Source organism: Enterococcus canintestini (assembly GCF_001885735.1).
GTDB lineage: Bacteria > Bacillota > Bacilli > Lactobacillales > Enterococcaceae > Enterococcus_C > Enterococcus_C canintestini.
Genome location: NZ_JXKG01000002.1, coordinates 102,715 through 125,736, shown reverse-complemented (window position 1 = coordinate 125,736; position 23,022 = coordinate 102,715). Strand labels below are relative to the sequence as shown.

At 35.7% G+C, this 23,022-nt stretch carries 19 protein-coding genes and 1 tRNA gene; 9 read left to right on the top strand and 11 right to left on the bottom strand.

Annotation, left to right across the window (positions count from 1 at the left end; genetic code table 11):
* Nucleotides 1-53: 53 nt before the first annotated feature.
* The 3 genes from addA to lepB form a co-directional block, all read right to left on the bottom strand.
* Nucleotides 54-3,731 (bottom strand): helicase-exonuclease AddAB subunit AddA, encoded by a 3,678-nt coding sequence (gene addA / locus RU96_RS02060; protein ID WP_071863890.1) that lies wholly within the window; start codon nucleotides 3,729-3,731, stop codon nucleotides 54-56.
* Nucleotides 3,724-7,266, bottom strand: coding sequence for a PD-(D/E)XK nuclease family protein (locus RU96_RS02055; protein WP_071863889.1), 3,543 nt, complete (start codon nucleotides 7,264-7,266; stop codon nucleotides 3,724-3,726). Before RU96_RS02055 ends, addA begins: the two co-directional genes overlap by 8 nt.
* Nucleotides 7,267-7,396: 130 nt before the next feature.
* Nucleotides 7,397-7,948, bottom strand: coding sequence for a signal peptidase I (gene lepB, locus RU96_RS02050; protein WP_071863888.1), 552 nt, complete (start codon nucleotides 7,946-7,948; stop codon nucleotides 7,397-7,399).
* A 171-nt stretch (nucleotides 7,949-8,119) separates the two neighbouring features.
* On the opposite strand from lepB, the gene RU96_RS02045 reads away from it, so the two are divergent.
* On the top strand, nucleotides 8,120-8,716 hold the full coding sequence (locus RU96_RS02045; protein ID WP_071863887.1) for a nitroreductase family protein: 597 nt from the start codon (nucleotides 8,120-8,122) through the stop codon (nucleotides 8,714-8,716).
* 49 nt (nucleotides 8,717-8,765) lie between these two features.
* Here the strand turns inward: RU96_RS02045 and RU96_RS02040 are convergent, their stop codons facing one another.
* On the bottom strand, nucleotides 8,766-9,242 hold the full coding sequence (locus RU96_RS02040; protein WP_071863886.1) for a hypothetical protein: 477 nt from the start codon (nucleotides 9,240-9,242) through the stop codon (nucleotides 8,766-8,768).
* Between the two features lie 157 nt (nucleotides 9,243-9,399).
* Here RU96_RS02040 and RU96_RS02035 point away from each other — a divergent pair, with 157 nt between their 5' ends.
* Nucleotides 9,400-9,927, top strand: a complete 528-nt coding sequence (locus RU96_RS02035) for an HdeD family acid-resistance protein (protein ID WP_071863885.1) — start codon at nucleotides 9,400-9,402, stop codon at nucleotides 9,925-9,927.
* Between the two features lie 101 nt (nucleotides 9,928-10,028).
* Nucleotides 10,029-10,475: a hypothetical protein gene (locus RU96_RS02030; protein WP_071863884.1), complete on the top strand. Its 447-nt coding sequence runs from the start codon at nucleotides 10,029-10,031 to the stop codon at nucleotides 10,473-10,475.
* Nucleotides 10,476-10,559: 84 nt separating this feature from the next.
* Here RU96_RS02030 and RU96_RS02025 read toward each other — a convergent pair whose 3' ends face one another.
* Entirely contained in the window at nucleotides 10,560-11,276 is a 717-nt protein-coding gene (locus RU96_RS02025) for a DNA/RNA non-specific endonuclease (RefSeq protein ID WP_417323498.1), read from the bottom strand.
* Between the two features lie 340 nt (nucleotides 11,277-11,616).
* Between RU96_RS02025 and RU96_RS02020 the strand changes: the two genes are divergently transcribed.
* The 4 genes from RU96_RS02020 to RU96_RS02005 all read left to right on the top strand — a co-directional run bounded on the left by RU96_RS02020 (nucleotide 11,617) and on the right by RU96_RS02005 (nucleotide 13,109).
* A tRNA-Leu gene (locus RU96_RS02020) sits at nucleotides 11,617-11,700 on the top strand.
* A gap of 89 nt (nucleotides 11,701-11,789) precedes the next feature.
* Nucleotides 11,790-12,095, top strand: coding sequence for a hypothetical protein (locus RU96_RS02015; RefSeq protein ID WP_071863882.1), 306 nt, complete (start codon nucleotides 11,790-11,792; stop codon nucleotides 12,093-12,095).
* Between the two features lie 370 nt (nucleotides 12,096-12,465).
* Nucleotides 12,466-12,828, top strand: a complete 363-nt coding sequence (locus RU96_RS02010) for a hypothetical protein (RefSeq protein WP_071863881.1) — start codon at nucleotides 12,466-12,468, stop codon at nucleotides 12,826-12,828.
* A 2-nt stretch (nucleotides 12,829-12,830) separates the two neighbouring features.
* The gene (locus tag RU96_RS02005) at nucleotides 12,831-13,109 is read left to right on the top strand and encodes a hypothetical protein (protein WP_071863880.1); all 279 of its coding nucleotides are present in this window, start codon (nucleotides 12,831-12,833) and stop codon (nucleotides 13,107-13,109) included.
* Nucleotides 13,110-13,315: 206 nt separating this feature from the next.
* Here RU96_RS02005 and RU96_RS02000 read toward each other — a convergent pair whose 3' ends face one another.
* A complete protein-coding gene (locus tag RU96_RS02000) occupies nucleotides 13,316-15,121 on the bottom strand; it encodes an FAD/NAD(P)-binding protein (protein WP_071863879.1) in 1,806 nt (601 codons plus the stop codon).
* 327 nt (nucleotides 15,122-15,448) lie between these two features.
* Between RU96_RS02000 and RU96_RS01995 the strand changes: the two genes are divergently transcribed.
* The gene (locus RU96_RS01995) at nucleotides 15,449-15,895 is read left to right on the top strand and encodes a DUF305 domain-containing protein (protein ID WP_071863878.1); all 447 of its coding nucleotides are present in this window, start codon (nucleotides 15,449-15,451) and stop codon (nucleotides 15,893-15,895) included.
* Between the two features lie 171 nt (nucleotides 15,896-16,066).
* Here the strand turns inward: RU96_RS01995 and RU96_RS01990 are convergent, their stop codons facing one another.
* The 4 genes from RU96_RS01990 to lepA form a co-directional block, all read right to left on the bottom strand.
* Nucleotides 16,067-16,378 (bottom strand): hypothetical protein, encoded by a 312-nt coding sequence (locus RU96_RS01990; protein WP_071863877.1) that lies wholly within the window; start codon nucleotides 16,376-16,378, stop codon nucleotides 16,067-16,069.
* Nucleotides 16,379-16,747, bottom strand: coding sequence for a hypothetical protein (locus RU96_RS01985; RefSeq protein ID WP_071863876.1), 369 nt, complete (start codon nucleotides 16,745-16,747; stop codon nucleotides 16,379-16,381). It abuts the gene before it with no gap.
* Nucleotides 16,748-17,227: 480 nt separating this feature from the next.
* Nucleotides 17,228-18,607 (bottom strand): FAD-dependent oxidoreductase, encoded by a 1,380-nt coding sequence (locus RU96_RS01980; RefSeq protein WP_071863875.1) that lies wholly within the window; start codon nucleotides 18,605-18,607, stop codon nucleotides 17,228-17,230.
* A 523-nt stretch (nucleotides 18,608-19,130) separates the two neighbouring features.
* Nucleotides 19,131-20,966: a translation elongation factor 4 gene (lepA, locus tag RU96_RS01975; RefSeq protein ID WP_071863874.1), complete on the bottom strand. Its 1,836-nt coding sequence runs from the start codon at nucleotides 20,964-20,966 to the stop codon at nucleotides 19,131-19,133.
* Between the two features lie 172 nt (nucleotides 20,967-21,138).
* On the opposite strand from lepA, the gene RU96_RS01970 reads away from it, so the two are divergent.
* Nucleotides 21,139-22,359, top strand: coding sequence for a GNAT family N-acetyltransferase (locus RU96_RS01970; RefSeq protein ID WP_071863873.1), 1,221 nt, complete (start codon nucleotides 21,139-21,141; stop codon nucleotides 22,357-22,359).
* Nucleotides 22,360-22,450: 91 nt separating this feature from the next.
* Here the strand turns inward: RU96_RS01970 and RU96_RS01965 are convergent, their stop codons facing one another.
* A complete protein-coding gene (locus RU96_RS01965; protein ID WP_071863872.1) occupies nucleotides 22,451-22,906 on the bottom strand; it encodes a GyrI-like domain-containing protein in 456 nt (151 codons plus the stop codon).
* Nucleotides 22,907-23,022: the final 116 nt, after the last annotated feature.

The window sequence follows — 23,022 nt, the reverse complement described above, 5'->3', positions numbered from 1 at the left end:
CACCTCTTTTGTCACATTATAGCACGCTTCTTACATTTTGTAAGCACAAAAGATTACAAAAGTGAAATTATTTTACGTCCCTTTAAAAAAATCAGATAACTCTTTGTAACAGGGCGCTGATAAGTTTCTGTCAATGCTTGACGATAAAGATTAATTTGCCCTTGATAACGATTTACCAATTCGGCTTCATTGCCTTGCCATAGATGATCCGTTTTAAAATCATAAAGTAAAATTTCATCATCTAATACATAGCCATCGATAATACCGTGAATTAACAATTCATCGACACTATTATCGTAATCTTTAAAAATTGTTGTCGTTTTTTGCAACATGGCAAACGGTTCTTCCCGATGAACTTTTTCAGGTTGGCTGAGCAACTCTTGTCCTAATGGCGTATTAAAAAACCAAAGAATATCTGGTATGGAAACTTCTTGTGCTAATTCCGTGGTTAAAATTCCGTTAGCTACTAATTTTGCAATAAACTGCTCTAATGTTGTTTCAGTCGGCGCTTGTGTAAGTTCTAATAATTGTAAAACTGTATGGGTAGCCGTTCCAACACTGGCAGCATCCTGCGTGGTTTCTGCCACAAATTTTGGCACTGCTAAACTTTCTGCAGTATAACGATTTACTGTCTGTTGTTTTTCCAAATTACTTTGCCAATCCAAGCGATTTTCCTGGGTGTTATCAGGATCTTCAAACACGCGCTTAATTTCGGTTACTGACTGATAGCTAGTAGTTTGGGTTGCTTTTTCATAAGGATAAATAAAATCTAAACGTTCCTTTATTCTTGTTATATCTGATGAAAGATTTTCTTCAGGAGTTGCAACGGATGAATTTTCTAGCTTTTCGTAGTTTTCTCGCCAGTTTTTCACATCTTCTTGGTCAAACCATTGAATAGTAAAATGCGCGGGACTTTCCACAGTATAACTACGATCTTTGGCCTCAGTAAAAATAGCCTCCATATCAGGATGACGCATCAAAGTCATGCCAACCCAGTTTAGTAAGACATGGCTTCCCTTTAAGCGTAATGCGGGATTTAAGATGCGACTTTCTTGCGTAAGGGCACTTTGCCACGCTTGTAAGGCCTTTTCTTTACTTTCATAAGAGCCAACTAAATACAATTTTTGTTCTGCTCTCGTTAAAGCAACATACAGTTTGCGCATTTCCTCGGAAAAAGCTTTATTTAAACGGACTTGTTTTATCGCTTGGTAGGGCATTGTTTCATAACTCACTTGACGCATTTGATCAATGTATTTAATGCCGGCTCCCAAATGTTCTTCAAAAATATAATTACGGTTAAAATCAAGGCGATTAATATCTCTGGCCATATCCAATAAAAAGACAAGCGGAAATTCTAATCCTTTACTACCATGGATTGTCATCACCCGTACAGCATTTTCCACTGATTTTGTAGCAGGTTCGGCTAAATCCAAATCTTTTTCCTGCATTTTTTCAATTAAACGAATAAATTGATATAAGCCACGAAAATTACTTTTTTCGTAATTTTTTGCCCGCTCAACTAAAGCAATTAAATTTGCGTGACGTTGGATACCATTTGGTAAACCTAAACAATAATCTAAATAAGCCGTTTCTTCATAAAGACGCCAGATTAAATCAGGTAACGCATTGCGTTTTGAAAAAGCCCGCCAGCTTTCCAACTGTGCTAAAAAGACTTGTATTTTAGCTTTTAATTGCTCATCGGTGCCGTAACTTTCATAATCTCTTAAAGCTTCATAATAAAAACCAGTTTTATTTTGCAACCGAATTTGTGCCAATTCGTCTTCTAATAAACCGACAATTGGCGAGCGCAAAACGGATGCTAGCGGAATGTCATTATAAGGATTGTCAATAATTTTTAACAAACTAATAATTGTTTGAATTTCCGTAGTTTGGAAATAACTTTCTGCATCCGTAATTTCTAAAGGAATCCCGAGCTCATAAAAAGTATCCACAATTATCTGATTGTTTCCTTTTGTGGGAGTCAATATAACGATATCTCCATATTCTACCGGACGCATTTGTTTTTTCTCTTTATCATAAATTTCAAACGATTGCGTCATTAACTCTTTTATTTTCAAGGCAGTTAATTGGATTTCACCAGCTTGGCGCGTTTCAAAATGTTTAACATCCTCTTTGCCACCTTTTTCAAAAATAAGTAATTCCGTCTGAAATGCATCACTGGCAGGAAAGTTAGGAAAACCTGCGACTAACGCCGCGGCTTCATCATAATTTATCTGGCCGACGCGTTCATCCATTAATTGCTCAAAAACTAAATTAGTAAAATCTAGGACTTCTTTACGGGAACGGAAATTTTCTGATAAAACAATTCGCCGTCCATTATCTTCGTGGTGATAGCTATTGTATTTTTCGATAAATAAGGTGGGATCTGCTAAACGAAAAGCATAAATCGACTGCTTAACATCTCCGACCATAAACATATTCCCAGCATTTTCGGTATTGTCTCTAACATAGCTCAAAATAGCTTCTTGCAAACGATTGACGTCTTGGTATTCATCAACCATCACTTCAGTAAATTTAGCTTGGTAATAATTGGCGGCTGGACTTTGAGGAGCTGCCAAAATTGCTAACGTATAATGTTCTAAATCGTTAAAATCTAATACGCCTTTCGCTAATTTTTTTTGCGTGTAAGCGCGGCTAAACGCTTTTGTCACCTCGCTCATTTTTACGACAAGATCATAAGATTTAGCCAACAAATCATTCATAACCGCTTCTGGATAAGGAAAATATGTCGTAACTTGACTGACACTTTCTTTGGCGGTTGCTTGTAATTCTTTTACACTAACGGAAAGTTCAGCAAGTTCTCCTCTTTTTTTTCGAATATTCGTCTTTAAATCCAAGCCTTCCATTTGAGCAAAAAGAGCAGTCATATCATCATTTGAAATAGCTGTAGATATCCGGTTTACTTGATCTAATTGATTCGTTAACAATTCCAAGTCTTTTAAGAGTTTTTCTTCATTTTGGCACATAGCAATAGCTTTAGCATAGTTTACTCGCGCTAACTCTAATTCTGCCGATACAGCAGGCTTAATGTTTTCTTGGTATAAGGCAGTATTTTGGAATCCCTCTTTTGCCTGGTAATTTTCCGGCAATTTTTCCAGCCACGCATTAGGATCAGGTGCTGCACAAGCAAATTGATACAAACGCATAACCAAATCCGTCAGACCTTCGTCAGACCGATCACTACCAAAATTTTCCGTTAATTTAAAGAACACTTCATCATCACTGGCATAATAGTCTTCTCTTAATTGCGTCCAAACTTCTTCTTGTAATAACAATTTTTCCGTTTCATCACTTAACAGGCGAAAAACCGGATCTAAGTCAATAAGATAATAAAATCGTTTAATCACAGTCATACAAAAAGCGTGCAGTGTCGAGATATTGGCTTGTGGTAAAAGGACGAGTTGTTTGACGTAATGCGCGCGCAGTTGACTATTTCCTTCTTCATTAATGCTTTGGCGCAATGCTTTTTCAATCCGCTCTTTCATCTCACTTGCCGCAGCTTCTGTAAAAGTAACAATCAATAAACGATCAATATCACTGCCACTTTTCAGTTTTTCAATCACTCGTCTGACTAAAACCGTGGTCTTGCCTGATCCTGCTGAAGCGGAAACCAATAAGTTATTTCCACCATCAAAAACGGCTTGCCACTGACGATCAGTAAAGCGTTCATTTTCTGGTCGCACTGGAATAATTGGGTTTATTTTAGACATCGCCGTTTTCCTCCTTTATTTCATTTAAAATTTCATCTTTTGCTAAAGTTGGAATTTCGTGGTAATCATTTTGTTTTAACATAGCATCAAAACCACATAAACTTCGAAATGGACAAAACGTACACGCTTTTTCTCCACTGCTCTTTTTATAAGGATTTAAAGTAATCTGTCCTGTCACGATGTTTTCGGCTGCATTTTTCATTAAATTGCGATTATGACGGCGCAATAACGTTAAATCATCCTCTTTATAAAATGCTTTTGAATTACTTTCTTTATTTAATACACCATCTTTATTACTTAAGATTGGATAGATGACAGAGCGTTCTTTTACCGCTAATGTCTCATCAAATAAAGGATAGAGTTCACTATCTTCTAAGAAAATTCCTTTATATTTATATGCTTTTAAAACTTCAGCTAAACTTGCCTCTTCTGCTTTTAAAACCGGATCTTGAATTCGCATATAATAAGCGCCTGCTGCTTTAACATTTTTATTTCCTACTAATTCCGCCGCATTCACTAACGCAACATCTAAATAAGTTAACAACTGCATCGCTAAACCGAAGTAAGCATCAGTTAAATTAAAGTCTTTGGCACCAGATTTATAATCGATTACCCCAAGCCAAGTATGCTCTGGAGTCGTAGCGATATCCAGACGGTCAATTTTTCCTCGCACCGCTAATTTCCCGCCAGTTGATAAAGGCTCCTCGATTCCTTTGATACCATTTGTCCCGGCCAATTGACCAAAAACGATTTCCGTTGCCAAAGGTGTCATTTTAGTCCGCTGACTTTGCTTTTGTAGCGCCCAAACCACTTTTTTAATTGTCTTTGCCAAACGGTAACGCAAATAATGCATACGCGCTGAACTTTTTAAAATCATAAAGCGCGGTTCGGCAAAGATTTGTTGTAAAACTGTATCAATTAACTGTTGTGCTTCTTGTTCGTCTAATTCGACTAATAATTTCTGTTTGGAAAAAACAGCCTGTAAAAATTGATCTAGCGCATCATGGAACAATGTACCCGTTGTCAATGAATCTAAACCGAAAAGCTCACGTTCTTTTAAGCGTAATCCGTAGTTGGCGAAATAACGATAGCCACACTGATAGAAACTTTCCATTTGTGAAATTGAGGAATATAAATCTTTACCATATAGTTTTTCAGCGACTTCTTTAGGTAATGTAACCGGTAGATTCACATGGTCACGGCTTTCAAAAGCTCGCTGTGCCAAATTATGATAAGTCGACTCCAATAACATTTTTTCTAAGGTACGCCACTTTGCACTTAGCGACAACTTCTCATCTTTTGCATATCGATACAATAAATTTAATTGCCCAACTAAATTACGATACGTCGCCACAAAATTTTCCGGTTCACTGGTAATTGACAATTCCTCTAGCGCCACGACAGCTAGATTGCCGCGCGTAACAAAACGTTGGAGATACGGCGAAATACGTAAATTTTGCTCCGTGTCATGATTTATAGCATAACTTAAAAAAAGTTCATCACAAGCAGATAAAAAAACTTTATAAGCGACAAAAGGAGCTTTTGAAACACTTTCTTCTCTTAAATCCCGCAACTGTTTGTCATTGGTTAAAGCAGTATTTAAAACGACTCTGTCTTCAATAGTTAATAAGCTATCATCTGAAACTGGCGCAGGAAAATTTTTATCATTCAAGCCAATGGCAAAAGTAATTTTAGCTTGACCAATCCGAGCGAGGCCTAATTGATTTAGCTGCACTTGATCTATTGCAGAAGGAACTTTTCCATAAAAAGTATTTTCTAAACCAGTAGTAAAAAGTAAACTAAAATTAGCTAAATTAAATGGATCCTCACCATAAATCTCTACATAATCATCCATTAAAGCCATTAAAGCCGACCAAGTCTGTTCATGATTGCGGGCCAATTCTAAATTTCCTGTGGCAATATCTTTTTCACGCCATTCTTTAACGCGTACATCTGCTTTAATAGCGATTAAAAATTGATAAAGGGCGACTACGGCTTCTTTTGCCGTCCGACTTTTTTCAAGTCGTTGTAAAAATCCCCCAATCTGCTGAGAAAAAGCTTGCCGTAAACGATTACTATTAGTGGTTAATTCATCCACATCTTCTTGTGTTTCATTTTCAAAATCATATTGAACAATCTGCCAATCTTCTACTCGCGTCCAAAAACTCCCTTGAAAGTTAAACTTTAAAGCAATGTTTTCCGTCTGATCTACAATATTACGATAATCTTGTAGACCCGTTGTGGTATTTTCAAAAAAATAATCTGGAATAAACAATTCCGTTTTTAATAGACGCATAATATCACTTAAGCGGTAATGGTACTCCCCTAAAGCAAACAACGCTTGTAAAAATTCCACCAATGGATGTTGCGCCATAGAAACTTGTTGATCCAAGTAAAAAGGAATCTCAAATTCATGAAAGACCGGTGGAATTAAGTGCCCATAAGTTTCTAAATCATTGGTTAAAATTTGAATGTCTTGATAGCGATAATTTCCACTTGCAACCAGTTTACGAATTTCAATTGCAAGACGATTCACTTCATCAGTTGGTTTTAACGCCTGAAAAAGATGAATATTTTCTTTGGGTAACGCAGCCACAGCTTTACTGCCATCGTTTTGCGTTTGACGCCAAAATTCTTCAACTGGAATTTGCAAAGTTGCTTCCTTTTTTTGAGCAGCTTTTAAATCGACTAATACTTTTGTGCCGTTTTCGCGGGCCGCATGTAACAGTTGGTAGTAAATTTTCCCAGTATCGTAAAATAAATCGAGTACTTCTGGCGCTGTTTCCACATAAGCTTTATCTAAAACTAAATCCATTAACAAGTGCCCTTTTTGCGCCAATGTCGTCAATAGACAGCGCTCTTGGGCATATAGTTCTTGAAAGTCGGTGGCAATAAATAAGGTTTTGGTTAAATCAGGGGCTTCAAAAAGACCATTAGTTGTTGTAGCTTGAAAATAATCAGTTAATAAAGCCAGTGGGTCCACCACTTGTAGTTGGCGTTTTGTTAACTCGTTTTCATAACGACTCAACACCAAACTCAATTCCGCGAATTTTAACGTTTGATCGGCATTTGCCTGCTGACCCTGACTTGATAATGAAGTAACTAAATCTGTTGGTGTTAAATTTCCCACCTGTAATTCTTGATATAACCCTAATAATTTAGCGGAAAAACCGGCTTTTTCTACTTCGCCACGATAAAGTAATAACTCTTCTTTACTTTCTTCTAATACCTTTTGCAAAAGCATCAAACTACCTGCTTCAGATAATGTTTGATTAGCCAGTTGGCCTGTTTTTTGCAGATAAAACCACGCCAAGCGGTAAAAACTAAAGACTTGCGCGCGAATAGTCGAAAATGATACTGCCCCTGCTGGTTTTAAAGCCTTTAAAATTTCTTGTTCTTGTTCAAATTTATTATAGTTAGGTACCAGAAAGAAAACCTGATTTTCTTCATCTTGACTGAGCCATTCTTGCGCTTTTTTTATATAAATTTGGCGATGATCCAAAGCACCATTACCAATTAAAAATTGTAACGTCATCTCAAACTTCCTTTCTTGCATTAAGTTGAAGTTATCCTAGTACAGGTACTATCATAGTATAACAAAAAAAAGCCGACAAATTGAACGGATCGCGTCAATCGTCAACTTTTATTTTGCTTTAATTTCATAACTACTTGTTAATAAAACCTATTTCTTTTAAGGGCCAAAAAATAAATTTCACATCACCAGAAACCGTCTTTTCATCAATGAATCCAATCGAACGCGTATCTTTTGAAATACGACGATTATCTCCTAAGACTAAAATTTTACCGGCCGGCACTTTTTCAAAACTAAAGTTCGGTTCTTGATTTGGGCTTAATGTTAGTGGCATACCATCAGACAACTGTTTTTTGTATTCTTCCAAATAAGGTTCGGCTACTTTTTTACCATTAATTAACAGTTGATCATTTTGATAGCTAACCTCATCTCCTGGTAACCCAATCACCCGCTTAATATAGTACTTATCAGGCTCATCAGGAGCTGGAAAAGTAACGATATCAAAACGTTTTACCTTCGTATTTAACAAAGCAATGACCCGTTCGCCATCTTGTAGTGTGGGATCCATTGAATCTCCTTTTACTACAACGGGAGTAAAAATAAATAAACGCACTGCTACTAAAATGACAACTAAGCCGATTAAAAAAAGCGCTGATTTCAGCCATTCATAATTTTTATTTTTCAAACGTTTTATCCTTCTTCCTCAAGTTTCGTACTATAATTTTACCATAGACTCTTTTTTTCACCAAAATTTGCGACTAGTAATAAGAAAAATTTAAGTGAGCATATTATTTTACTAACTAAATGTAAGTATGTATACTAACGTTGTTACTTAATAAAAAAAGGTGGTTATTATATGTCAAACTTTTTAGCAGCAATCAAAAATCGTCGTTCAATCTACGCATTAGGACGTAACGTTAACCTTAAGGAAACAGAGATTGAAGAAATTATTAAAGAAGCAGTAAAATATAGTCCAACTGCATTTAACGCACAATCTCCTCGCGTTGTCATCTTATTTGGTGACGCACATGAAAAATTATGGGAAATGACTGAAGAGGCATTAAAACCATTAACACCTGCAGAAGCTTTTCCAAATACACAAGCTAAATTAGCTGGTTTTAAAGCAGGCCTTGGTACTGTGTTATTCTTTAAAAATACGGATACAGTGAAAAACTTACAAGAAGAATTTGCATTATATGCTGACAACTTCCCAGATTGGGCAGAACAATCAAATGGTATTGCTACTGCTAACACTTGGACTGCTTTAGAAGAAGCCGGTCTTGGTGCTAACTTACAACACTACAACCCAGTTATTGATGAAGCTGTTGCTAAAGAATGGAATATTCCTGCCAACTGGCAATTACGTTCACAATTAGTATTTGGCTCAAAAGAAGCTGAAGCTGGCGAAAAAGATTTCTTAAGTGACGACGAACGTTTCTTAACTTTTAAATAATTTGAATACAAAAATAGACTAGCTGCTAAACGGATCGTTTGGCACTAGTCTATTTTTTTTCGTCTAATAAAATATCGATGGGCGTACCTTCTTTTAAATGCGTTGCTAAAAACTCAACAATCTCTTCTAACGGTTCATTTAACACAAACAATGGCCCGCGCATCCCGCGGCGAAAGAAATTAACTTTCACTTGATTTTTTGTTTTTAACAAAACAATTCGTTCCACTTCACTATAAGGAATTCCCTTTTTATCCATCGCATTCACACTAATATGATTTTCTGCAAAACCTTTGGCATCCATTAAAAAACTTAAAATAATCAGTCCCGCCAATATCCTGCGCATATTTTCATCTAAAGTTGTCGGATTTAATAGAGCCATGACAATCGTTCCCACGCCTAACAATAAAATGAGATAAAAACTGGTGGATTTGCGGCGTGATTTAAAAACAATTTCTTTTTCGATCAAAAACAAATAGGCAAATAAAACGACCACAAAAACAAACAGTAAAATGGTAAACGTCGTCACTATAATTACCTCCTCTCTCATTTATCTTACCATAAAAAGATTGGTAGCCCAATTTGAAGTCCTCTAACTTTATCCACCTCAACTAAACCTACTATTTCCTTTATTCGTCACTTTTCGTTACAATAAAAAAGAGAATAGAAGAAAAGGGGTTTTTATAATGGATAATTTTTTTAAAACATTTCGTGAGAATTTTTTATTAAGTGGGATTGCCTATGGTATTTTGGGGATTTTGATTTTAATTAAGCCAGAACCTTTTTTCAACATGATTGTCTACATTTTCGCTGCCTTTTTTGCTATTATGGGCGCAATTAATCTATTTAACCATTATCGCGCGCAAAAGCAAGGACATTCAGGTTCACAATTAACAACAGGTATCTTACTTTTAGTGGCCGCTCTTTTAATTTTAATTTTTGCCAAAGGACTCGTCTCTATTATTCCTGTTTTCTTGGGTCTATTTATTTTAATTAGCGGTATCACACAATTAGTTCAAGAACTACAACTGAAAAAAGATGGTGTAGCTCGGACAGGTTGGTTTGTTTTTAGCATCTTATTAATGATTGTAGGTGCTTTATTACTGTTCAATCCTTTCCGCAGTGTTTTACTTGTTTTCCAAATTTTTGGAGGTGTGCTTGTTGTTTTAGGCATTTCGCGTTTAGTCGATTTTTTCCGCTTAAGAAATAATTAAAATTTTAATTATGACAATCTTTTTAAAGAATATGAACACTTTTTTTAATCCTTTTCCTTTATAATACTTTTGTTATGAATAATGGACTAGGAGGTGAAAATATGCCAATTGAAAAAAGCCAACAAAAACAACAACCCGTAATCATTGTAAAAGACGATAATGGCCAAATTTTACGGAAAGTTTCAGTCAAAGAATGGTTAGAAAATCATCCTTTTAACGCTGATAAAGAAGATTTTGAGTTGAAACTTTACCGTGAAGCTTTAAATTACTTTTACTTAAAACAATATGATCAAGCCGAGGATCTACTCATCTACTTATGTGAGGCGACCCACTACCAACGCTATGAATACATCGAGCGTGTTGCTACTTTATACCGCACGCAAAATCGTTTGGATAAAGAACGGTGTATTTTACTCCTTGCCAAAAGAATGCAAGAAAAAAATCAAGCACCAAAAGAGTTACTACAGCGCATCACCCGTCGCTTAGACAAAGTAGATGAACAACTCAATCATTATCAAAAAGCAAATAATCTCTTAGCTTTAAATTAAAAATACCCAAGCTATCCTTGCGACTGTAAAAATTTGTCGTCATTTGATAGTTTGGGTATTTTGTTTATTTTATCTTACCGGTGTCTAATCAAGAATTTGGCTTGATCCATCTTGATAATTCAATTTTACTCCTGCTTGAACATTAAAAATATAGACATTTATTTTTATCGCATCACTATTCACCGATTGTGCCATTAAATGCACGCCACGCGCTAAAAGTTCGTCGTTACGAAATACTGGTGTCACTTCATAACGCACAAAATGTTTTTTATCTTGTTCTAAATAATATTTAATATCCATTTCAAAACGCAGCATTTCTGGATTATTTAATTGACGCGTACCTGTGATTAAATTTTGCCAGTTGGCATTTTCACCAGCTAAGGCAAAGCCAATCAAATGGGAACGATTATACAAATAGCTGCCGCCAATTTTTTTATTGCGCCATCCTGTTGGTTTCACTTTAGAAATATCGCCCCGCTTTTCAGTTGGCATCAAACTTTGATTTAGTAATGCTTCTGCCCCTGTCGCCCGATTCAATGTATCCAATGGGTAATATTTTTCCCAGGCGCCATTTTTTGTTGTTAATTCAGCTTTTGTAAATGTCGGCTGTTCTTTGTTGATTGTGATAGTTTGTTTGCCTGCATAATTTAGTTTCGCCAACTCTTTTTTTAAAGCTTCGCGCTTTTTTAAACTTTGTTGTGAGCTTTCTTCATCTTCACGCGCAGTCGTTCCTGTCTGATTTGTTGGCTCAGCAGAAGTGTCTTGCCGATTAAGAGTTGACGTCTGGCTGGTTGTAGGCATCAGTTGCCCATTTTCTGGTAACAGACCACTTCCTGTTAACAATGCCACAGCCGAAAATGCAATGAGTGTTAAACTAGACTTTTTTTTACGATGTTTGGTGGTCGCATTGATTAAAGTTACAACGCCAATTATTATTCCCAATAATCCACCTAATATTAAAACAGTATCCATCTATTTCCTTCTTTTCTATAAATTTAGTATTCCTTTATACCCTAGCAAACAGCGGTCTTGAAAACAAGTAGAAATAGTTTTTCGCCCCTTTTTGACCGCATCTTATAACCAGTGCTTTTCCTTGAAATAAAAATCACCTTGTCCTAAAATAAATCATAGCTTATTTTTAGCGGAGTTGGTGGAACGGCAGACACGTATGCTTCAGGCGCATATGTCCATTACGGACGTGAGGGTTCAAATCCCTTACTCCGCATTTTATTTTTATAAAACAAGAAAATTCTGCTTGTTTTTCTTATTACTAATATAAATTTTAAAAAACGACTCAATTTCAAGGAGAAAATTATGCCATTTCTTGCTATTTTGATTGATTTTCTGACGTTAGCGGCTTATTTTTTACAGTTAAACATTGATAGTTCCGCGTTACGCTTTTTAGGCTTAATTTTTCAAGCCGTAATGACATTATGTCTGCTGCTACTCATGATACGTTATCGCGGCAAGCGCTATACCAACTATCGTCCTGAAGGTTATTCTTATGTTACGTTTCGTTTTGCCGTTATTTTACTTTCTTTTTTGATTAACGGCATTGTCTTATTTCTTTATATCTTAAATTTTATTGGTGCCAATGATTTAATTTTTTCTAGTTTTTAGGGAAAATTAAGTTTTTAATAAGTTATAGTTGCAAATAAAAAGTAGACTTATTATCTGTTATACTTAATGCTACGCGAAAAATATTGTTATGCGATAGATTGATTTATTTCGTTGAATTTAATCAAACTGGCGTAACTTCAGAGTTACAAAGATGTATTAGAGGTTAGGGAATACATCGTTTAAACGAGAAATAACATGAATTTTAGTAATAGTCTTGATCCAACCTTAAATAATAATATTGATTAGTCAGATAGCCTTCTCTAGTAATAGAGAGGGCTATTGTCCATTTTATACTAAAATTTTATTTCTCCCTTTACAAAACAAACATACGTTCGTATAATGAAATTATCAAATCGTTGGAAGTGATCTTATGCGCACACCGCCACCTTACGAAGACCGCAAATTATTAAAGTGGAATGGTTTTTATTTATCCGAACACACTGCTCAAATGGACGCTAAAAAAGCTGCGAAAGCTTACTCTTGGCCGCCAAAACCGACACTGTCGCCCACTGAAATTGATCGTATTTTATATGAAGCCCGTTTAAAAGACAAAAGTATTGCTATCCAAAAAGAAGAAGTAAATGAAGAAGGCCACTATCTGCCAGACATTACCGGCAAGATACAAGGTTATGATACATTAGGTATTTACATTGCCAATCAAAAAATTGATTATGATGAAATCCGTAACGTAGAATTTATCACTGTCAAAAAATGGTCTTCATTGGAGGGATGATGATGATTAATTTAAAAGGCACAATTCGTCAAATAAAAATTTTAAAAATAGCTGAACATCCCCTTGTCTATTTTCAATTAGACGATATTCATTGTTTAATCAGCCGTCATGCATTAAATTTTTTGGCTGATGTCACCGTTGGCAGTACCATTAGCGTTTTGGGCGCATATAATTCCCGCAAACAATTGGTAGTAAGAAAATACAGCGTATTGGGGAAACCCCAAATTGTAATCGAATTTGAAAGTAGTCGCTATCCTACTAAAGATGCCAAACATTACTGATAAATTAATGGGATAAGAAAAACTAGTCTAAATCTTAAGGAGGTTGAGACAGAAGCTACTTTTGTAACACTGTTTATTCGGAAATAGGAGGTGTGACAAGACTTCTGTCACACCTCCTTTAACTACCTATAAGCTTTTTAGAAAAGTAGTGGCTTAACTGAACATCAGCCACAACTAGTTGCAAAATTATAGTCGCTGTTGCTGTCTTATTGCTTAAAAGAAATTGGACTGTCATTTCCTTTAAAAATAGTTTCACTGATTTGATTGGCTAAATAAAAGACGCGATCACAACTTTTAGGTCGAGGTGAGGCTGCATTGAGCCAATCTAAGCCTTCTAGTGGGATACCATAACAGTAGATATGTTCTTGAATCTCACCTTTGCAATTTATCACTTGGTGCGTTTTGCGACTCACTCTAAGCGCTCCCGTTTCATGTTTTTTTCCATCAAAGGTGACAGTATGGGGCGTTAAGTAACCTTTTTGGTGCATATTGCGAAGTAAGGGGTTTTTCGTTCTAACTAAACTTGTGCCTGGTAAACGCGCTTCAATCAGATTTTTACCTTTAAACATCCGCTTTTTATCTTGTTTGCTAAATGCAATAAATTCACTATCGCCTTGCTCTACTGTCATATCTGGCGCTAAAAAAGTAATAAAACCAGCCTTAAAAAAAGCCAATAATTGTTTTTGTCTGATTACAGGTGCACCAATCGTCAAGAAACTATAATCTCGATTAAAGGTACCAAAAAAATCTTCATAATATTCTTTTGGCAGGAATTTCTCATGGTCAAGCATGTACTCAAAAGGTGCCTGTAATTCTTTAAAAGTATCAATTGCAGCGGCAAGTGCTCCAGTTTTATTACCGAATTGCGCATTAAAGATATCTTCTTGTAGATACTTTCCTACAAAATCAGGAAAATCAGTTGCTGAAACATTTTGCGCAGGTTTTAACAACTTATCCCAATCGAGTTGAATCTGTTTGGGAACCTGATATTTCTCTAACACACTGCTGGCATCAGACTGGCGATACTCGCTTAAAAAGGCCGGCAGATCTAAGTTAGCTTCTTTTAAAGCAATTTCATAATAAACTAATTCTGCTTCTTTTTTTAATAATGACACCAATTCTTTGACCGAACCATCAAACGTTGTCATGAATTTTGGCGTCAAAATTTGTGGTTGTGCATCTTCTCCTGGTTCTTTTTGATTAGTAGGACGCGCATGATAAGGTAATCCCCGCCCGGAACCAACAATAATTTGTTCTTCTTTACCTGAAGGAAGATAGATGAATTCTCCTTTTTCTTCTTGAAACTTTCCACCCCACTTGTTGATGAGTAAGGGTAGATAATCATAAAAACTTAAACCCAAGCCTCTAATAATAACAGGCCCTGCCACCAAATATTCTAATGGAGCGTCAGCAGGATTACCTGGATTTTGGTAAAAGAGTCCATTTTCTTTGGCAAATAATTGCTGTTTCTTTTCACCCCTACGCGCTTCATTTTTTGAATGACCGGTGGCTAGAATAACATCAGATACCAAATATACTTTTGTTGCTATTAATTGGATGTTTTCATCTCTAATGGTTAAATCGGTAATTTTTTCACTAATGAATGTAATGCGAACATTTTCAGGCAACTTTTTTATAATTTCATTGAAAAACCAGCGCTGGTAAAGTCCATAATATCGGCGCGAACAATAATCATTTTTGGCTAATTTTGTTTCTGGGATAAATTTTTTTTGCTCCGCTACAGACAATGAAGCTAAAAAAGACAATGCCAGGTTTTGACTCCATTGTCCAAGATTTGGTCCTTCATCTTCAGAAAATAACGTGACGTGTTGCATTACCGTATTCATAATTACTTCGCCACTTTGATCACTTCGCCAAACACTTCCTCCTGGCCCATAAGGATCAAAGACTAAAATTTCAGTTTCTTCATTTAAAGTTCTAGCTGTTTTAACTAAACTGGCTAATGCACTCAAACCAAATGGCCCGGCACCGATAATTGCAATTTTTTTCATAGCCACCCTCCTTACATCCACTAACAAATTATCTATTTTTTACTTATATCAATTATCTTTAATTATAGCGTAAAAACTAACTCTTTGTATCAATTTGGCGTCCTACTAGTTAATACAAGATAGCTTCCTAGCAAAATATCTCTTCTACCTAACACTATGTTCAATTTAAAATACGTTGCTAAAATAATTTCATAATATTCTAACTGAGGTCCAAAGCTAGCTCTAAATGTAAGAAATTATCCTAAAATTATCTTTTTCGTTATACTAATTGTATAAGAAAATTTTTACGTTATTTGATTATAACGGATAAAAGAAAGGGGTAAAAAAATGAAAAAGTATGTAAAATTTTTAGTGATGATTGGGGTTTCCACAATTCTGATGTTTTTGATGATGTATTTGAATGTATATAAAATCGACCATATTTTCTTTAGCCAAACCCGCGTTTTCATGGCTATTATGATGGGAGCGGCGATGGCTATTGTAATGTTGCTGTTTATGTGGAAAATGTACACCAATAAAAAAATGAATCTAGCAATCTTGATTACAAGTATTTGTCTATTTTTAGGCTCTCTTTTTATGGTTCGCAGTCAAACCGCTGTTGATGATGTTGCGTGGATGAAGGCGATGATCCCTCATCATTCTATTGCAATTTTAACGAGTAAAAGAGCAGAATTGGCTGACCCTGAAATTAAAAAGCTAGCTGAAAGTATTATTGAAGCCCAGGAAAAAGAAATTGAGGAAATGAAAACTTTAATTAAAAAATTGGAAAAATAATTTTCTAACTCCTATAAAAACTAAATTAAAAAGAGAGTTGTCTTATCACCCCAGCTATACTCTGATGGAGATGATAAGTTACCAACTCTCTTTTTGGACGTTTTAAATTCATTTATAAAATTTAAATCAAGTTTTTACCAAAATGAATAGTCTCCCACTTAATAAGCCCGTTTAGACAATTTTTTCAATCCGAATAAAATAACCCTCAATTGATTCGCTAATTTGGCTTAAAACATGAAATCCTTGTTCATTTTCATAGCGTGGCACTTCTAAAAGCTTCACTTCCACCCGATTTAAAGGAATTCCCACAATTAATTCATCTGAAGTCATATGCAAAGCCATAATCTCAGAAATTTGATTTCCTAAAATCATTAATTCTCTTTTTTTCTTGTTAGAGCGCCAAGTTTGATTTTGCATTAACCGTAATCCGCTAATTAAGACACCACTTTTAATTACCTTTTCAGAAATAACCGGACGCCACACTTATGCCACCTGCTCTAAAGGATGATGTTCAATAGAAATTGGCAAATCACTGGCTACCGTTAGTGTAACAAGACTACGATATTTTGCCGCAATTTTTTTCATTTCATTTGCTTCTTTTAAAGTGCAATCAACATAAAAGATGATGCCATCGTATTCGTCTTCAAATTTTGCTAAAAACTGATCTGCTTGTACGAGCCATTTATCTTTAATTGTCAAACTCTCATAAAAAGTGATTTGTTTATTACGCAAATAATTTTCTGGTAACTTTTTAGGGAATCCCACTACTGCAATTTTTTCTCCAGTGTGTTGCCGCTTAATATGCGCCCAAACATGATTAATTTTCCGTTGTTCTCCGTGAATCAGATACATTTTATTTTGCTCCTTAATTTTTGATTATTTTACTAAGACGGCAATAGCTCACCGTCGTACCTTCATCTTGCAAAACTATCACCTCCTCTAATCGAAAATAAAGTAACAACTACTTCTCCACCATAGCAAAGATAATCTTTAAAGCAAGTAACGTAAGAATATGGTAAGTTGTTTTCTTACGGGATTCTTACTAAAGAAACTAACGTCATCTTCAGCATTCACTTATCGTTAAAATAACTAGCCTTTTAAGACCTTTTGATTGGGGATAAATTTTAGGTAAACAAAAAAGGCTTACAGACAGACATATAATTTGTCTACCTGTAAACCAGATTCTCTTTTCAATTATTCGTTACAGTCTTCAAAAATGGACTCTTATCACTACACATCATTCTTAAAATTCTGCTAACATTATACGCGTCTAAATTGCATTACAAAAATTACCTTTAAAAAGTAAATTACACTAAAAATCATTTTTAATGTCTATTCAATAAATTCTTTTTCACCTAATGCATGTTGGGCCGCTAAGTTTAATAAGCTCCATTGACGGTCAAAACCTGGTTGGAAGAAGAAATCAGCTTCTGCTAAGTCTTCAATGGTCACTTTATTTTGAATCGCCAATGCTAAAACATTTCCTTGGGCAGTAATATCATAGGTAGATAAAACTGCTCCCCCTAAAATTTGATGCGTGATTGGATCAAAGAAGAGTTGGACAGAAACTTTTTTATTGCCAAATTTTTCTGGTACATATTTAGGTCGTAACGTATCTTCATAATAAGAACTGTAAAGGTTTTTACCTACTTTTTGCGCTGTAAAACTATTTAAGCCACTAGCCGCAAAATGATAATCAAAAACACTCAATGCAGAAGAACCTACTACGCCGCCAAATGGTTTACTTGGCACTTTTTCAAATAGATGTTTCACAACATATCTTGCTTCTCTTCTTGCCACAGTCGCTAGCGCAATCGGCATCTTGGCATTAGCAGGAACAGAATAAGCCAAAGTTGCATCTCCGACTGCATAAACATCTGGTAAATTAGTTTGTAAATATTCATTGGTCATAATAAAGCCACGGTCATCCAAATCGACAGTGCCTTTTAGCCATTCTGTATTCGGTTTCACCCCTGCTGCTTGGATAATTAAATCCACTGGAATTTCTTCGTTGTTTACTTGAATAGCTGAAACTTTTTGATCTCCTAAAAATGCTTCAATCTTTGCCCCAGTCATTACTTTAATTCCGTTTTCGGTCAAATGGGCGGCTAATATATCGGTCATTTCTTTATCAAGGTAAGTTCCTAAAGGCCGATCAATCATATCTAACAAAATGACTTCTTTGCCGGCTTTTTGAAAAGCTTCGGCAGCTTCAATCCCAATATAACCCGCACCGATTACAGCTACTTTCTTGATTTCAGGATTAGATAGTTTGTCTTTAATTTTTGTCGCCCAGTCATAACCCCGCATTAAATAGACGTTTTCTAATTCTGTACCAGGGACAGGAAGTGAATTTGGTTTCACCCCAGAACTTAAAATCAATTTATCATATTCATAGTCTGCTGTGGTATCGTCTAATTTATTTTTAACTGTTACTGTTTTATGATCGGCATTAATGGATTGAACAAGTTGATTATTTAAAATATGCACATTAGATTCCGGGAAATTTTCAGGTCTAAAGTTACGCACATCATTGACGTCAGTGACTTGATCTTCCAGATACAATTCCATCCCACATGACATAAATGAGATATAATCACCTGCTTCAAATAATGTAATTTCGACATCGTCTTCATATCTTGATAATAATTCAAGGATGGATTGGTGTCCGCCGTGTGAAGCACCTACGATAATAACCTTGCTTTTACTCATACTATTCTCCCCTTCCTTTTAATGGTAAAACTAGATTCCTTTACCATACATTAATAGCATAATACTTATGTTTTTTTATTTCATATGTTCTGCTCAAAAATATTTAATAAAAATCTACTATTTGAATCTTTTGCTTTCAAATAATATGTCTCAAAATGAAAAAGCCCCCTAAAACTAACCACAATTGGCAAGTTTTAGGGGGCTTACATGTTTGATAATGGAATTTTTCACTTTTTTGCACAACTATTACGAAAATTTATTTGCTAAAACCTGAATTTTTACGTCGGCAAATCGTCGGCAAATCATGAAAATAAAGGTCATTTAGAAATGATGTTGGCATAAAAATGTCCGCCCTATTTTTTTCAGGGCGGAAATTGGGCGGAAGTCTTGATGAAAACAGCCTATTTCTTTCACTCGTTTTCAAAAATTCCTTGCTATTTCACTAGCCCGTAGAGTCTTTTTTGGTGGGAAAAATGTGGGAAAACATAAAAAGAAAGGTCTAGAGTAATCTCTAGACCCCTTGCTATTTCTTAGGTTCGTCGTCATCCATTTTCAGAACGGCCATGAAGGCTTCCTGTGGGACTTCAACTGAGCCAATTTGTTTCATCCGTTTTTTACCTTCTTTTTGTTTTTCCAACAGTTTACGCTTACGGGAAACGTCCCCACCGTAACACTTGGCCAAAACATTTTTACGCAGTGCTTTAATATCAGAACGGGCCACAATTTTTTGACCAATTGCAGCTTGGACTGGTACTTCAAATTGTTGTCGAGGAATTAATTTTTTCAGCTTTTCAACAATTGCTTTCCCACGTTCAAAAGCAAAATCGCGGTGCACGATAAAGCTTAGCGCATCGACTTTTTCACCATTTAATAAAATATCCATTTTAACGAGCTTGCTGGTACGGTAACCAGACATTTCATAGTCTAAAGAAGCGTAGCCTTTGGTGCTGGATTTTAATTTATCGAAGAAATCAAACACGATTTCAGATAATGGAATTTCATAAACAACATTCACCCGATAATCGTCTAAATAATCCATAGTAACAAAATCACCACGTTTACGTTGAGATAATTCCATGACCGCACCAACATAATCATTTGGCACCATAATTTGGGCTTTCACGTAAGGTTCTTCGACATTTTGAATTGAGACCGGATCAGGAAAATCAGCCGGATTATCCACAACAACTTGAGTGCCATCCGTTTTATTTACATGATAAATAACAGAAGGAGCTGTCGTAATCAGCTCTAAATTGAACTCTCTTTCCAAACGCTCTTGAATAACATCCATATGCAGTAAGCCTAAAAAACCACAACGGAAACCAAAGCCTAATGCTTGGGAAGTTTCAGGTTCAAACTGTAGTGCAGCATCATTTAATTGTAGTTTTTCCAACGCTTCTCGCAAATCGTTATAGCGGGAAGTATCAATTGGATATAACCCACAAAATACCATCGGGTTCATTTTTCGATAGCCATCCAATGCTTTTTCAGCTGGGTTATTGGCTAGTGTGACTGTGTCCCCGACACGTGTATCTTGAACTGTCTTAATCGCTGCTGTAATATACCCTACATCACCTACCATTAAATAATCACGGGCGATTGCCTTAGGTGAAAAGACACCAACTTCTGTTACATCAAAAGTTTTACCGTTACTCATTAATTGGATTTTATCCCCAGGTTTCACTACTCCATCCATTACGCGCACGTTTAATACTACGCCCCGATAAGAATCGTAGACAGAGTCAAAAATCAATGCTTTTAACGGTGCATTTAAGTCGCCACTTGGAGCGGGAACATATTCAACAACTTGTTCTAAAATCTCTTGAATCCCAATTCCTGCTTTAGCAGAAGCCAACACTGCTTCACTGGCATCAATACCAATGACGTCTTCAATTTCTTGGCGAACTCGTTCAGGATCTGCTGCAGGTAAATCAATTTTATTAATAACCGGTAAAATCTCTAAATCATTATCCAACGCCAAATAGACGTTAGCTAAAGTTTGGGCCTCAATACCTTGCGCTGCATCAACTACTAATACAGCCCCTTCACAAGCAGCTAAACTACGGGAAACCTCATACGTAAAATCGACGTGCCCTGGAGTGTCGATCAAATGGAAAATATATGTTTTTCCGTCTTTTGCCGTGTAATTTAATTCAACTGCATTTAATTTAATTGTGATCCCACGTTCACGTTCTAAATCCATTGAGTCTAGCAATTGATCTTGCATTTCTCGACTCGTCACCGTGTGGGTTTGCTCTAAGATACGGTCTGCCAAGGTGGATTTTCCGTGGTCAATATGGGCAATGATGGAGAAGTTCCGAATCATTTCCTGTCTTTTTTTCATATCTGCTAGATTCATATATACCCTCATTTCTTTATTACCGCGAAAAAATCCTTGCGGTCTGCTAACTTCAGCCTTTTTATTATACCAACGAAACTTAGATATTTAAAGAGTTTTCCCTAGCTTGTAAACAACAAATTTGGCAATCTTTGTTATACTAAAATTAAGAACAAAAATTGGAGTTGAAATTATGGAAGAACACTTTCGCGACGAATTACAAATTCTACCAGTGGAAGAAAAAGATGTCGATCAATTTAACGAGCTATTAAGTTATGTTTTTCAAATCACAGAGTCTGATATTGAAGAAAGTGGCTTTGATAGTAAAAAGGAAATGATTAAATCAAAAAAACCAATCTTAGAATTATCAAAAGTCTTTGGTTGGTTTCATAAAGATCAGTTAATTTCGCAAATTGCCATCTACCCCTGTGAAGTAAATATTCATGGTGCCGAATATAAAATGGGCGGAATTACAGGTGTGGGTACTTATCCAGAGTATGCAGGTCACGGACTAATGCAAGACTTAGTGAAAAAAGCGTTAGAAACTATGCGGGCAGACCAACAGTGGATTTCCTATTTGTACCCTTACAATATCCCCTACTATCGACGCAAAGGTTGGGAAATTATGTCGGATAAACTGACTTTCAAAATCCGTGATACCCAGCTGCCAAAACAAGTTGATGTGCCGGGTATGGTGGAGAGGCGAAATGTCGATCATCCAGATGTTTTTAAAGTTTACGATATTTTTGCAACCCAAAATCATGGTGCCTTAAAACGCAGCCATTTTCATTGGGAAGAATATTGGCGTTACGAAAACGAAGAAGAACGAACTGCTGCTATTTATTACGACAGTAAAGGCAATCCAACGGGCGTTTTATTTTATTGGGTAGCTGAAGAAGTTTTTCACGTCAAAGAAATGTTTTACTTAAATCAAGAAGCTCGGAATGGATTATGGAATTTCATTTCAGCACATTTTTCGATGGTTTATTGGGTGAAAGGCAATATTTATAAAAACGAGCCATTAGCATTTCTATTAGAAGATAGTCAAATTAGAGAGACCATTGAACCGTATTATATGGCGAGAATCGTGGATGTCGAACAATTTTTAAAAAGATTTCCTTTTGAGTCTTTTAATGGTGCTTTTCATTTTGTCGTCCATGATCCCTTGGCAGAGTGGAATAACAATACTTTTTCAATTATTGGTGAGAATGATTCTATTACTATTCAAACAGGGACAAAAGTCGGGCCTGCAATTGAGATTGACATTCAAACACTAAGCTGTCTTTTAATGAACTACCGACGCGCCTCCTATTTATATCGGATTGAACGTCTACAAGTAACAGATAAAAAGGCCATCCATATCTTAGAACAAATTATTCCGGACATGGAAGCATATTTTAGTGATTATTTCTAAAAAAAAACGCTGAGTTAACTCTTTATAAATAGAGTTACTTAGCGCTTTTTTAGTTCACATAAAAAAGAGAGCACTATTTTACGTTTAGAAATTATTGAAAAGGTAGTTCAATAATGGTTTCTGCTTTTCCATTTATCTCTTCATAATACTCATAACTTTCTTGGCGAAATGTGCCTTTTTCTTTTTGAATTTCTTCTAATAGCAGGCGATAAATAAGACCACTATCATTATCGTCTTCAATAAAAGTCGCCACTGCAGCTTTAAAAGCAGGCCGTTTCGTAATTTTTAAAGGTGCAGTCACTAAAAAGTCTTTTTCAATTGGCAAGCAAAAGCCAACTTTCAAAGGATTCGTATGAATTTCACCTTCTCTACTGACTTCCAAGTAATGTACGAAAGGTTCTCCTTTAATTGAAACACCCGCTGAAATTAAGGCTGTAGCCATTTCTTCATACGCTTGGGCCAAAGCGGCACCAAAGTCTTCACTTGCGATTTCTTCTTCTTTTTCTAATAATAATATCTCGGGTATTATTTGTGTCTTGATTTCCATTTTCACCCGCTCCTTTAGTCTCTTTCTTTTAATTATAGACGAGTTTAATTTTTTCACCTAATTATTTGTCATAGGAAAGCAAATAGTAGCAAATTAAGCTTAAAAAATCATATCGT